Origin of the sequence: Anabaena sp. CCY 0017, assembly GCF_963920885.1 — a bacterium.
In the GTDB taxonomy this organism is placed as follows: Bacteria; Cyanobacteriota; Cyanobacteriia; order Cyanobacteriales; family Nostocaceae; genus Nodularia.
Map to the genome: position 1 here is coordinate 267,263 of NZ_CAWUDG010000006.1, position 12,957 is coordinate 280,219.

Annotated in this window: 15 protein-coding genes and 1 pseudogene; 7 read left to right on the plus strand and 9 right to left on the minus strand. The window is 41.0% G+C overall.

Annotated features, from left to right (window positions below):
* Positions 1-60: 60 nt before the first annotated feature.
* Together ACM0OW_RS10400 and ACM0OW_RS10405 are read left to right on the plus strand one after the other, a co-directional pair.
* Positions 61-912 carry a DNA-formamidopyrimidine glycosylase gene (locus ACM0OW_RS10400; protein WP_414549976.1) on the plus strand — a complete coding sequence of 284 codons (852 nt, stop codon included), beginning with the start codon at positions 61-63 and terminating at the stop codon, positions 910-912.
* A gap of 266 nt (positions 913-1,178) precedes the next feature.
* Positions 1,179-1,394: an NAD(P)H-quinone oxidoreductase subunit O gene (locus tag ACM0OW_RS10405; protein ID WP_414549977.1), complete on the plus strand. Its 216-nt coding sequence runs from the start codon at positions 1,179-1,181 to the stop codon at positions 1,392-1,394.
* Between the two features lie 198 nt (positions 1,395-1,592).
* Here the strand turns inward: ACM0OW_RS10405 and ACM0OW_RS10410 are convergent, their stop codons facing one another.
* A complete protein-coding gene (locus ACM0OW_RS10410; RefSeq protein WP_414549978.1) occupies positions 1,593-1,847 on the minus strand; it encodes a hypothetical protein in 255 nt (84 codons plus the stop codon).
* Positions 1,848-1,989: 142 nt separating this feature from the next.
* On the opposite strand from ACM0OW_RS10410, the gene mdh reads away from it, so the two are divergent.
* Positions 1,990-2,952: a malate dehydrogenase gene (mdh, locus tag ACM0OW_RS10415; RefSeq protein WP_414549980.1), complete on the plus strand. Its 963-nt coding sequence runs from the start codon at positions 1,990-1,992 to the stop codon at positions 2,950-2,952.
* 200 nt (positions 2,953-3,152) lie between these two features.
* On the opposite strand, the gene ACM0OW_RS10420 is transcribed toward mdh, so the two are convergent.
* A complete protein-coding gene (locus ACM0OW_RS10420) occupies positions 3,153-4,010 on the minus strand; it encodes a CFI-box-CTERM domain-containing protein (RefSeq protein ID WP_414549981.1) in 858 nt (285 codons plus the stop codon).
* Positions 4,011-4,112: 102 nt separating this feature from the next.
* On the minus strand, positions 4,113-4,352 hold the full coding sequence (locus ACM0OW_RS10425) for a hypothetical protein (protein ID WP_414549982.1): 240 nt from the start codon (positions 4,350-4,352) through the stop codon (positions 4,113-4,115).
* Between the two features lie 210 nt (positions 4,353-4,562).
* Here ACM0OW_RS10425 and ACM0OW_RS10430 point away from each other — a divergent pair, with 210 nt between their 5' ends.
* On the plus strand, positions 4,563-5,048 hold the full coding sequence (locus ACM0OW_RS10430; protein WP_414549983.1) for a hypothetical protein: 486 nt from the start codon (positions 4,563-4,565) through the stop codon (positions 5,046-5,048).
* Between the two features lie 525 nt (positions 5,049-5,573).
* Here ACM0OW_RS10430 and ACM0OW_RS10435 read toward each other — a convergent pair.
* The 5 genes from ACM0OW_RS10435 to ACM0OW_RS10455 form a co-directional block, all read right to left on the minus strand.
* Positions 5,574-5,936, minus strand: coding sequence for an aspartyl protease (locus ACM0OW_RS10435; protein ID WP_414549984.1), 363 nt, complete (start codon positions 5,934-5,936; stop codon positions 5,574-5,576).
* Positions 5,933-6,250 carry a hypothetical protein gene (locus ACM0OW_RS10440; protein WP_414549985.1) on the minus strand — a complete coding sequence of 106 codons (318 nt, stop codon included), beginning with the start codon at positions 6,248-6,250 and terminating at the stop codon, positions 5,933-5,935. The genes ACM0OW_RS10435 and ACM0OW_RS10440 overlap by 4 nt, the downstream gene beginning before the upstream one ends.
* 199 nt (positions 6,251-6,449) lie before the next feature.
* Entirely contained in the window at positions 6,450-8,036 is a 1,587-nt protein-coding gene (locus ACM0OW_RS10445; protein ID WP_414549986.1) for a glucose-6-phosphate isomerase, read from the minus strand.
* A gap of 143 nt (positions 8,037-8,179) precedes the next feature.
* Positions 8,180-8,437: a cytotoxic translational repressor of toxin-antitoxin stability system gene (locus ACM0OW_RS10450; protein ID WP_414549987.1), complete on the minus strand. Its 258-nt coding sequence runs from the start codon at positions 8,435-8,437 to the stop codon at positions 8,180-8,182.
* 59 nt (positions 8,438-8,496) lie between these two features.
* Positions 8,497-8,694, minus strand: a complete 198-nt coding sequence (locus ACM0OW_RS10455; RefSeq protein WP_414549988.1) for a hypothetical protein — start codon at positions 8,692-8,694, stop codon at positions 8,497-8,499.
* A gap of 341 nt (positions 8,695-9,035) precedes the next feature.
* Here ACM0OW_RS10455 and ACM0OW_RS10460 point away from each other — a divergent pair, with 341 nt between their 5' ends.
* The 3 genes and pseudogenes from ACM0OW_RS10460 to ACM0OW_RS10470 all read left to right on the plus strand — a co-directional run.
* Positions 9,036-10,172 carry a branched-chain amino acid ABC transporter permease gene (locus tag ACM0OW_RS10460; protein ID WP_414549989.1) on the plus strand — a complete coding sequence of 379 codons (1,137 nt, stop codon included), beginning with the start codon at positions 9,036-9,038 and terminating at the stop codon, positions 10,170-10,172.
* 48 nt (positions 10,173-10,220) lie between these two features.
* Complete coding sequence (locus ACM0OW_RS10465; protein WP_414549990.1) at positions 10,221-11,003, plus strand: ABC transporter ATP-binding protein; 783 nt, start codon at positions 10,221-10,223, stop codon at positions 11,001-11,003.
* Positions 11,004-11,180: 177 nt separating this feature from the next.
* Positions 11,181-11,321: pseudogene (locus ACM0OW_RS10470) on the plus strand (transcriptional regulator); the annotation flags it as partial.
* A 27-nt stretch (positions 11,322-11,348) separates the two neighbouring features.
* Here ACM0OW_RS10470 and ACM0OW_RS10475 read toward each other — a convergent pair.
* A complete protein-coding gene (locus ACM0OW_RS10475) occupies positions 11,349-12,635 on the minus strand; it encodes a glutamyl-tRNA reductase (protein ID WP_414549991.1) in 1,287 nt (428 codons plus the stop codon).
* Between the last annotated feature and the right edge of the window lie 322 nt (positions 12,636-12,957).

A 12,957-nucleotide genomic window follows, 5' to 3' on the forward strand; every position in this document is an offset into this window, starting at 1 on the left:
ACGATAGTCCGTAACCCACCATCATCCATTACCTAAAATTTGCTCGTTTAATCAGCTTAAATGCCTGAATTGCCTGAAGTCGAAACAGTCCGCAGGGGTCTAAATCAATTGACCCTGCATCGAGAAATTACGGGTGGGGATGTGTTGCTGAACCGCACCATCGCCTACCCATTTTCTGTAGATGAGTTTATTCCTGAAATTACCGGCAGTGCGATCGCTTCTTGGCATCGTCGTGGTAAATATCTTTTAGCTCAACTCACATCTGAATCTCATTCATCCCCCATCTGGCTAGGCGTTCATTTGCGAATGACTGGACAATTGCTGTGGGTACATCAAGATGAACTAGTCCACAAGCACACCAGAGTGAGGTTATATTTTCAAGACCAGCAAGAATTACGCTTTGTAGACCAGCGCACATTCGGACAGATGTGGTATGTTCCCCCAGGAGTGGCGGTAGAAAGTATCATTACTGGTTTAGCAAAACTGGCTGTAGATCCATTTTCACCCCAGTTCACGGTTGAATATCTCGCCGCTAAATTGAAAAATCGCCGTCGTCCCATCAAAACGGCACTATTAGATCAGTCAGTGGTAGCGGGTTTAGGTAATATTTATGCTGATGAGGCTTTATTTAAGAGTGGAATTTTACCAGAAAATCTCTGTCTAAATTTGCAGTTAGAGCAAATTCAGCGTTTACATACAGCCATCATTCAAGTCTTAGAAACCAGCATTGCGGCTGGTGGGACAACCTTTAGCAACTTCCTCAACGTTCAAGGAGTCAACGGTAATTATGGCGGTGTAGCCTGGGTCTATAACCGCACTGGGGAACCTTGCCGAGTTTGTAGTACACCCATACAGCGAATTAAATTAGCCGGGCGTTCCAGTCACTTCTGCCCCCAATGTCAAACTTTGTAGAGACGCGATGAATCGCGTCTAACCCTCTAAGCAAAAAATTGTAGGTTGGGTTGACGTAAGGAAACCCAACATCATTGGCAACATCCTTGGTAGCGTTGGGTTGCGCTGCGCTTAACCCAACCTACATCTCTTACTACTACCGAAAAATTGGCGTTGAGCAAGAATATTGCCTTGTTCCTTGGTGTTCAAGATATTCTTAAGTGAAAATACATCTGTCCACAAGCTAAAATCCTCTTAAAACGATCTGCAAATTCAAGAGGCAATTTATGGCAGTCAAAAAGGGAGACATGGTTCGCGCTGTCCGCGAGAAGTTGGAAAACAGTCTGGAAGCAAAAGCCAGTGATACCCGCTTTCCTTCATATTTGTTTGACAGCAAGGGCGAAATTGTCGATATGAAAGGTGATTACGCTCTGGTAAAATTTGGGAAAGTGCCAACACCCAATATTTGGTTACGCTTGGATCAACTTGAGGAATTTAACTAACTCTCAGAGTCAAGTCTGACCCTACACCAACAAAACCTGCCTCCGCAGGTTTCAATATTTTATACTCAATACGGTTAAGTTATCATTGGTCTAGAATATCGACCAGAAAAAATTATAGAAGTTACGCATTGACAATTAATATTAAATATGTATTATCAAAAACCATATCTTTCGTAGGGGTTTAGCAATGCTAAACCCCTACAATGCTGGTCTATCTTCTCTACCCTGTAACCCACCTCTGCGACTAGCGAGTTCTTTCTCTATTTCATCTTCATCTAATAAATGTTTCCCAGAAGCAACAATTCTAGAGCGAATTTGGCGTAACCGTTCTCCCAAGGGAATTTTATTTACAGAGGTTTTCAAGCGAAGAAATTCCACAAAATCTAAAACTTCCTCTTGTTTGTCTTGTGGAAGGGAACGCCACTTGGTTAATAACTCTTGTTCTGCACTCATTTTGACTACCTACCTTTGATAATTTAACCACAGTACTATTAATCTATAATATGTCTGATGCTTCAAGAATTGGCTCAAGCCAATAGAGTCTAACTTCCTTCATTACGAATTACGAATTACGAATTACAAATTACGAATTATTATGGTTTCTCCTATTCTATGCCGTGCATCTCGTGTAACTATTGTTGGTGCTGGTAAAGTTGGTAGTACTCTCGCCCAACGCATTGCTGAGAAAAATCTTGCAGATGTGGTGTTGCTGGATATTGTTGAGGGAATGCCCCAAGGTTTAGCATTGGATTTAATGGAAGCTAGGGGTATGGAATTACATCATCGTCAGATTATGGGGACGAATGATTATACTGATACTTCTGATTCCGAAATTGTGGTAATTACTGCCGGAATTCCCCGTAAACCTGGGATGAGTCGGGATGATTTGCTGAAAATTAATGCCAAGATTGTAGTAGAAGCAGCTAAGAGTGCGATCGCCTATTCTCCCAATGCTATTTTTATAGTTGTCACCAATCCCTTAGATGTGATGACATATTTGGCTTGGCAAGCGACAGGTTTACCACGTCACCGAGTTATGGGTATGGCTGGGGTATTGGACTCAGCCCGATTTGAAACTTTTATTGCTTTAGAATTAGGGGTATTACCTGCTGATGTCAAGGCGATGGTATTAGGTAGCCACGGTGATTTAATGGTTCCCTTATCGCGTTATGCGACCGTTAACGGCATTCCCATTACAGAACTACTCGATTCCGCCACAATTGCCCGTTTGGTAGAGAGAACCCGCAACGGGGGCGCGGAAATTGTGGAATTGATGCGGACTGGTGGGGCATTTTTTGCGCCTGCTTCGGCTGTGAGTGTGATGGTAGAATCTATTTTGTTGAATCAGTCGCGGTTGTTACCTGTGGCGACTTATTTACAAGGTGAATATGGTTTAGATGATGTTGTGATTGGTGTTCCCTGTCGTTTGGGTTGCGGTGGAGTTGAGAAGATTTTGGAATTGTCTCTCACCGATGGGGAAAGAGAAGCTTTGCAGATTTCGGCGCAATCTGTGCGGAATAATATTAATCGGGCGCAGGAAATTTTGGCGATGAAATAATCATTTTTCCAGGCGATTAGAATATTGCTAACGCAACGCCAAGGGCGAACGCGGCTACACAGACAAAACCCGCCTGCGCGGGTTGCAAAGCATTGTTTAGTTTTGCGACTAAAAATAAAATCCTTACTGGGGATGGATTGCAAAAATTAGATACTTTTTATCTCGATTACTAGCCAACTCTGCAATGATTAAATTTATCATCAATTTTCATGCTTTCTCATCCACGCTGCTAAATGCTCTAACCGTCTTCTTACAAATTCTTTAAGTAATAAATTTCTATTAAGGTAATATGCCATCTTAGGGCTAAATCTGTAGTATAACCTAACAAGAAATTTTCCTAAAAAGTTCGACATCAACTTGCGATCTCTAAAACGTCTGAAAGTGTGTAGATCAGGATGAAATGGTGTTGAGTAGGCAGCAGTCGCAATAAAACAACCCTCACTACTAGTGCTAGTGCTACTGTAATTAATAGATTGTGGTCTAACAGGACAAATTTCAAGCGCGCATATCTTATCCATATTTTCGCGTAATTGCTTGAAGTCCTCATCACCACTATCAATTTCTGCAAGCCCTTGTTTAGTTGATGCCATTTCAGATATTCCCCTAACTAATACTTCTACGCTTTCACCTAAATTGGGATCTTTAAAATATCTGTCTATTTCTTGTCCATAGTTTTGGTATGCTTGTAAAGCTTTAACATCCAAATACTTTTCTAGTTGACCCAAAGATGTATATGTATCTTTTGCGTACCACAATACAAAAAGAAACTTACGATGATCTGATATACCTCCTAAATAACATCTGAGTATTTTTAGCAGAATCTGAGTTAAAGATGTTAAACTCATAATCTGGGTGCTTGTACTAGGATTATTCTTTTCGTCAGGATTTATAAAGCTTAACAAAAAGGATAGGCTAGATATTGCGTTGATATATTCTTGAAGAGCTTGTTGAGAATTATTTTGTTCTAAATATAAATCTCCTCTACCCATGTAATTCTTAAACTCTTTTGCATTTTCTTTAATAATTTTCTCTGTAAAACTCATTTTTTCTTTCTCCATTTTTTTTGGTAAAGTTATCCGTATCAATTTATTAGTAGGTGTGTTGGACTATTAACTTAGTAATAAGATTATTTAATATAAAAATCTAACGCACCACATAGACTAACCCAGTACCACAGCAGGTACTAACTTGTAACCCTTTTGACGACATAGATAAATTCTGTGTCTACCATTGATAATCTTAAATGGTTTACCAAAGGTTTTGTCTATACGGATTGGTTCACTACTTTTATAAAGAGCATCGTCAAGACAACCAACTAATTGTTGAAGTTTTGAATCTTTGAGTTCACGTTTATTAACAGTCTCAATGTCAGCCAGCACTACAGGAGAGAGATCAGCCATAACTTCCTCTGAGTTTTACCAACTTCAAATTTGTGTTTATGTTTACCAACCCTACACCACTCACCTAAACATGAAAAGCGGAAAAAAGCGGATCGCAAAAAAAGTTACCAAAAGGACGGAAAAAAGCTGAAAAATACGGATAAAGTCTGCTAAAATTGTTTATGTTACTTTACACTCCTAAATATGCAGGTTCACGAACTACTACAACTTGTGGATGAGGCTGTTTATCTTAACACTGGCAATCATCTAAATGACTTGCAGCGTGGAGTTATTGAGGGAACGCTAAAGTATCAAAAGTATGCGGATATTGCAGAAACTTGTGGTTGTAGCGCAGGTCATGCAAAGGATGTAGGTTACGAGCTTTTGCAAATTTTATCTGATATTTTTGATGAACCAATTGATAAAGGTAATCTTAAATCAGTTTTAGAACGTCAAGGAAATGTGAATATCTCTTTGGGTAATAATAGTAAAATTAATAGTAATTTAATTGGCTGTATAAATGTTGGTTCTAAGCAACCCAAAACTAAACCTGGTAAAAATCATGTTGTTAGTTCTAAGTTCCAGCAGGATAGTAAGAATAAAACTAAAATTGGAATAATTGATAAATTACAGAAGTTTGGCTTAAGTGACGAGCAAATTGCAGAGGTATTAGAGTTACCTTTAGAGGTAATTAAACAAGTTGATATGGTTGAATAAATTCAGGTATTATTCTCTAGATTTATTCGGAAAAAATAATCAATCAGGAATAAAATTAACAAACAATGTCAGGGCAAGCCCGTATAAGTTTGGTATAGTAATAACTTTATAAAAGAACGTAAAAACTTTACACGGTGCATATTTTGGTTCAAATCCGCCACAGCCCCTAAAAACAGAACAAATGCACGAAATATTCATAGAACTTTGGGAGCATCCCACTTTTTCTTTTGCAACAACAAAATAATTGTCATTGCGAGGAGGAACGACGAAGCAATCGCATGGGTTAGTTGTTAGTCGGAGATTTTGCGATTGCTTCACTCCACTTCGTTTCGTTCGCAATGACGTGTAAATAAAGAGGGGATGCTCCCTAGAACTTTCTTCACCCCTCACAGGCTATTTAGGCAGAGAAAAAGGAAAAGATTGGAAGAGCGATCGCTTTTACTTTCTCCGCGACTTACCAACCACCCCCAAATAACACAATTCTCTTACCTCTGCGTTCTCTGCGCCTCTGTGGTTCCTTAAATCTTAACCCAAATTCAAAACACCAGCCTGATAATTCACCACCAACGGCAAAATTTTCAGCCACTCTGAACCTAATAAAACCTCTGTGATTTCATCCCCCGCACAAACAGGAATCTCATACACATTTCCATCCAATAAAACCTTACCTGAATAAATATTAAATCTTGCCTCTCCCTGTGCAGTCCGCAGTGGTTCATTACCAAGATAAGACCAATCAAGACCATCTAAATCTTGGATATTAATTGCCATAAAGCCAGTGAAACCACTATCAAACATAGTATCCACAGGCAGATTTAATCCATCAAAAGTAATTAAATCAATTTCAAAAAAAATTTGACCCCTACTGCCAAAAATACCCTGAATCATATTGTGCCAGTTGTTCCAGTTTCATTCAGACCAAAAACGTAATGTATGGCATCTGGGTACTTTTGCAAGGCTTTTTTATGAGCTTGTTCTTTATCTTCATCAACGAAATAATCACCACTATTTGGATCTATAGCAATATACCAGCCATAGTGTTCTGTAATTAAATCAGGACAAACGCGATCAAATACAGCGCGACAACGGCGATAAACTATTTCATCTTCAGCTTTACGCCTAGCTAGTTCCTCCGGTGGTAAAGTCAATTCTGGAAAAATTCGCCCTCGCCGTAGGGGTCGTTTCGGCGTTGATTGCGTCATTTTATTAACCCTAAATGTCAAGGCTGTATTAAATCAATTTTACACCAATGACATCTTTATTTATTAACTTACGAATAGAAAGATCCCCGACTTCTTGAAGAAGTCGGGGATCTGAGTCTCTCGTGTTTGCAAATCAGATAGTATTGCTATATTGTTGCTAACAATTCATTCACACAAACTGGTTTTTCAGCTAAACCTATTAACCCACAGAAACCTTCAAACCACCGGGTTTACCCAGTTCACCTTGTAACACCACACCGCGCTGATTCGCGTGTAAATGCCGCAAAATCTTGTAAATTGCTTCAACTTCCTCAGCAGCACCCGCTTTTTGGGCGACTTCTTCCAGAGAAAGGGCGGTTTTTTCCTTTTGCAATACAGCCATTACCTTTGATTGCAATTCCAGAATTACCGCAGCAGCTTTTTTACCAGCTTCTACCCCTGGTTGATGGTAGGCGTTGACATTTACCAAGCTGGCGTATAAACCAACAGCACGTTCATACAAAGCAATTAACGCACCCACAGTTTTAGGATTGACTTGGGGAATAGTCACAGTAATCGAATCGCGCTGATTTTCGTAAAGCGCTTGTCGAGTTCCTAAGAGGAAACCTGATAGAAAATCGCCTGAAGTTACTCCAGGTTCAATTTCTAAAGATTTACCCTCACGGTCTTCTAAAACTTCAATGAAAGTAGCAAAGAAATTTGGGATACCCTCACGTAATTGCTGCACGTAAGCGTGTTGGTCTGTGGAACCTTTGTTACCGTAAACGGCGATACCTTGATAAACAGTATTGCCATCTAGGTCTTTTTCTTTACCTAAAGATTCCATGACTAACTGTTGTAAATACCGACTAAACAACAGCAAGCTGTCCTTATAAGGTAGGACAACCATATCTTTTTCACCCTTACCATTACCGGAAAAATACCAAGCCAAAGCTAACAAAGCAGCTGGGTTATTTTCCAAATTGGGGACGCGGGTAGCATCATCCATTTCTTTCGCACCCTCAATCATGGCGCGAATGTCAATTCCTTGTAATGCGGCTGGTACTAAACCCACAGCAGATAATTCTGAGGTGCGTCCTCCCACCCAGTCATACATGGGAAATCTCGCCAGCCAGCCTTCTTTTTGGGCGACTTTATCTAAGTTGCTATCAAGGCTGGTAATGGCTACAGCTTGTTTAGCAAAGTCTAAATTTTTACTAGCGAAGGCTGCTTTAACTTCAATCATGCCATTGCGAGGTTCTGGTGTGCCTCCAGATTTGGAGATGACTAAAACCAATGTGCTGGAGAGAGTGTTTCCCAGTTGATTGAGAATGCGGTCAATTCCGGCGGGGTCACTATTATCGATAAAGTGAATTTTTAGAGAAGGGAAATCAGGACTGAGGGCTTCTGCGACAAATTCTGGCCCTAAAGCAGAACCACCAATACCAATGGATATTATATCCGTAAAGCGACTGGCTTTAGGTGCATGAATCGCACCTGTGTGGACTTTTTCGGCAAAGGCTTCGATTTGTTCGAGAGTTTGGACTATCTCTTGTGTCAGTTCTGGAGTGGGTGCTAAATCAGGATTTCGCAGCCAGTAATGTCCCACCATGCGGTCTTCGTCAGGATTCGCGATCGCACCCTTTTCTAATTCCGCCATATCCGCAAACGCTTTGTCAAACTTCGGCCGCAACGATTCTACGAAAGCGTGATCAAAACCCATCCGACTTACGTCAAGGTAAAGTCCTAGTCCCTCGTGGAAATATAACCAATTTTGGTATCGTTGCCAAAGTGCCTTTGCATCCATAGGGAAATCTCAAATAAAGTATTGCTTCAAAAACCAGTTTAATGTAAGGTTAGAGCCATCCCTGCCTAGCCTTATACAGTTTTAAGTGTTGGCTATTGAACATCAGTCACAGACTGCCGATAATTTAACAGTTATCACTCAATTTAGACCTCTGGCATAGGTATGACACGGAGAAATTTGACAATTTCACCTCTAATTTCTATGCCCACAAGATAATTATCGATAGTGAAACGGTGAAAAATTCCCTCATCATCAAGGCATCGCAGTTCTGGGAGGGTATGCAGAGGCATATTTTCAGTCAACTCGAAAAACACAAAATCGTATACCCGTTGGTAGACAATCGGTTCTAAATTCTTCAGGTCTACTAAAAAAGACCTGGCATAGCGCACTTCCAAACTCACTCTTATGTTACCTTAACAAAACTTAGGGCTTCTGAACTTAGCTCGAAAGCGCTTTTAATTTAAAAATACACTAACATTCTCATCGCTTCTTCATGGGTTAAAATGTCCCACGGTTGCTGCGATCGCTTGGCTTCTTGTATCGCTTGAGACATATAAGAGTCACAATGCAAAGCATAGAGATTATCCCAGGCACTTTGCAATTCTTCATCATCTAATTGCTCAATTAAGTGATGGATTCTAATTCTCAGCAAGTTCATAATAACGATAACATTTACCCAAAATACAAAATTATTGTTCCCAAAAATCCACAGTGTTGAACGGCAGGATAAAATTATCCTGGAACTACACCCGCTTGAGGGGAATGGAGAATGTCAAAAACTCTACCCTCCCAAAGCTATATAGACTTTATCATCTGTCTCCGCCTACGAGGAGGATGCAGCTGGGGTTCCGGTTTTGCCAGGTCTTACAGGTATTTTCAGGTAAATAGACCACGTGGTAGGGGCGCAAGGCCTTTGTCCCCTACGAAAGATGTGGTTCAAATACATGAAAACTGACGTAATCAAGTTTATAGATAAAGCATATTTGAATTGAATTTAGTATGGTTGAATATCTCATCTTTTTAGCAATTTCGACAGCAACCTTTGCCCTATTTAGCTTAGGACTGAATTTGCAGTGGGGCTATACAGGGTTAATTAACTTTGGTCATATTGCTTTTATGACTCTGGGTGCTTATACCACTGTGTTATTAAGCTTTCAGGGAGTTCCTCTACTTGTCTCAGCAGTGATTGGGTCAATAGTCGCCGCTTTGTTGGGTTTAATAATCGGTTTTGCAACTCTGCGCTTACGGGAAGATTATCTGGCTATTGTCACCATTGGGGTAGGCGAATTAATTCGTTTAGTGGTGAACAATCAAGAGTTACCTGTGAAGGATACCTGGATATCCGGGGCTTTTGGAGTTCAAAGTTATCCGATACCCTTATCCACAGCACCCAATTTGTTTGTCAGATTAATGATGATGGGATTGCTGACAGTACTAGCTTTCATCACTTTCTCTGCATTGTGGCGATGGATTAGTAGCGCCCAAAAATCTCTGTTGACTGATTCGGGTAAAAGAGTCAGTAATAAGCAGGAATTAGCTTCGCGCTGGGGAGTAGGAATTATATTTGCGTTATTGACAGCCGCAATTTATATTTCTGGGATGATTGGCTTGGAGGATTACAAACCCGCCGCAGGTTTAATGCTGTTGGCGTTGTTGGTATTAGCACTTGTTTTCTGGCGGTTGGAAATTCTGGTGCGATCGCCTTGGGGTCGTGTGCTAAAAGCTATCCGTGAGGATGAAGAAGTACCCAAGGCTATGGGTAAAAATGTTTTTTGGTATAAAGTACAATCACTGATGTTAGGCGGTGCGATCGCTGGGATTGCTGGGGCTTTCTTCGCTTGGCAACTGAGCGCTATTTACCCTGATAACTTCCAACCTCAACTGACTTTTGACGCTTGGATTATGGTGATTTTAGGCGGTTCTGGGAATAACATTGGCACAATCTTAGGCGCGGTGATTTTCTTTACTTACGATGCCACGACTAGAGAATTTTTACCGCGAATTTTTACGAATTTATCTTCTGACCAATTAGGTGCATTTAGGATCATGGTTATCGGTCTAATTTTAATGATCCTCATGGTTTGGCGACCTCAAGGTATTTTAGGCAAAAAGGAAGAACTTACTCTTGGTAAGTGATTGGTCATTTGTCATTGGTAAACGTAAAAACAGTTGTAATGAATTTTTATGGTAAATAATCAATCACCCCAACTTCCTTTGTTAGCCGCTACTGGACTTTGTAAAAGCTTTGGTGGTATTAAAGCAGTCAAGGATGCCACCATTGAAGTGAATAAAGGTAGTATTACTGGCTTGATTGGCCCCAATGGTGCTGGTAAAACTACTTTATTTAATCTCCTCTCTAATTTCATTCGCCCAGATAAGGGACGTGTGATTTTCGACGGCGAACCAATTCAGCAGTTACAACCATATCAAATTGCCCAACAAGGATTAGTACGCACTTTTCAAGTGGCGCGGACTCTCTCACGTTTATCGGTGTTAGATAATATGTTGCTGGCGGCGCAAAAACAAACGGGCGAGAATTTTTGGCAAGTGCAGTTACAACCTCACATTGTCGCTAAAGAAGAAAGACAATTTAAAGAACAAGCAATGTCTTTGTTAGAGTCCGTGGGATTGGCAGAAAAGGCACAGGAATATGCTGGTGGGTTGTCTGGTGGACAACGCAAGTTATTAGAAATGGGGCGGGCGTTAATGACAAATCCCAAGTTAATTTTATTAGATGAACCAGCCGCCGGGGTGAATCCAAGATTGATTGATGATATATGCGATCGCATTCTCACCTGGAACCGCCAAGACGGCATGACTTTCCTGATTATTGAACATAACATGGATGTGATCATGTCTTTGTGCGATCGCGTTTGGGTCATGGCTGAAGGTCAGAATTTAGCCGAGGGAACTCCCGCCGAAATTCAAAGCAATACCCAAGTTTTAGAAGCTTATTTAGGAATATAAAAGCTCACCCCAACCCTTCGTTTAGGTAGGGTGTGTTATGGAATTTAGTCCTAACGCACCAAGAATTTAGACAGCTAATTTTGTGTATAAATATTGTGGGGTGGGCTTCTAGCCCGCCCAGAACAGGCAAGATGCCTGTTCCACAAGAGAAATCTTGACGCTGAATTATTACACACGCTGAGTGTAATTTACGAAATAGCTGATCCGATTTTATTTCAGTTGTGTGATTTAGTGTGCGAACGATTGGCGGTGCGACTACAAGAACAAAGCCAACAGTTGTCACAATTGGGGAGTAGAGATTGGGGGACAAAGGGATAGTTAATGTTATTCCCCATGTCCCATAATTTAACTAAATTGCTCGCCTGCATCTAAATTAAACAACGTTTGCAGGGTTTGCATACAGTGTCGTCTGGCTTCCACATCCTGCTGCGCTCGTAATTGCACCATTGGATCATGTAAGATTTTATTGACAATACCTCTTGTTAAAGCTTCAATTACTTCTTGATGTTTTTCGGCAAATTCCGAACCCAAGCGCGACAAAGCTTTTTCTAATTCTTGTTCGCGGATAGTTTCAATTTTATTTCGCAGACAACTAATCGTAGAAACAGTTTCAAGCGATCGCCACCAAACATCAAAAGCTTCCACCTCTTCATCTAATAGCTTCTCAGCCTCCAGCGCCATCTTGCGGCGACTTTCGTGGTTTTGCGCCACCACAGCCTTCAAATCGTCCACATTAAAGGCTTGCACATTTGCCAATTCATTCACATCACTATGGACATTACGTGGCACAGAAATATCAAATAACATCAAAGAGCGATTAGACTCTAGCACTGTTTCTAACTTGGCGCGATCAAGTATTGGCTCAGTTGCAGAAGTGCTAGTAAATACTAAATCACTTTCGGTAATCACTGCCATCATTTCTGATAGAGTGTGAGTATATATAGACTGATCTGGATAAAGTTTTGCCAATTGCTGGGCGCGTTCTTGAGAACGATTCACAATACTAATTTGTGCCGCACCTTTAGAAACTAGGTGTTGGACTAACAAACGTGACATTTTGCCAGCGCCGATAATTGCCACTCGACAAGCCGCTAAATTAGCCGCTTTCATTTGAGCCAACTCCACAGCCGCCGAACTGATAGAAACAGCACCAGTACCAATGTTCGTTTCAGTCCGAACACGTTTACCAGCAGTCAGGGCTTGTTTAAATAATCGATTCAGAACTGTTTTTATACCATTATATTGCTGTCCCAGTTTGTGAGTATTTTTCACCTGAGCCAGAATTTGACCTTCTCCGAGAACTAAGCTATCTAACCCAGCCGCCACCCGCATGATGTGCATCACCGCATCATCATGGAGCAACATAAACAAGTGTTGACGCAAAGACTGTACAGGTAATTTGCTGTGTTCTGAAAGAAACTGAGTAACTTCCCTGATACCCTGCTCTGTTTCACTGGTAACAATGTAAATTTCTAAGCGGTTGCAGGTGCTAAGTATTGCTACTTCGTCAATATGGGGATAGCTGCTCAGATGAGCGATCGCACTTTCAGTTTGTGGTTCTGGAATACTCAGCTTTTCCCGGACTTCAACTGGGGCTGTTTTATGGCTTAACCCCACCACTGCAATATTCATTATTTATCGTTAATTGGTAATGGATTATTGATTATTGATTATTGATTATTTTCGATAGTTATCAGGGATGGAGTCCCAGAGATGGAGAACGTTTTCCCCAGTCCCCAGTAGGGGCGGGTTCACAGATATCATTGGAGATCAACGACAATATCACTAAACCCGCCCATATCACCCAGTCCCTACTTCAAAAAGTTCAAAATTCCAAAATTAAAGCCTTTGGACTTTTGACCCCTTTGGGGTTCGCCAGTCGCTCATGGGGGAAACCCTCTTGGCGCTAGCCTCTCCCTTTGGGAGAAGACCGCGCTGGCTCACTTTTGAAGAA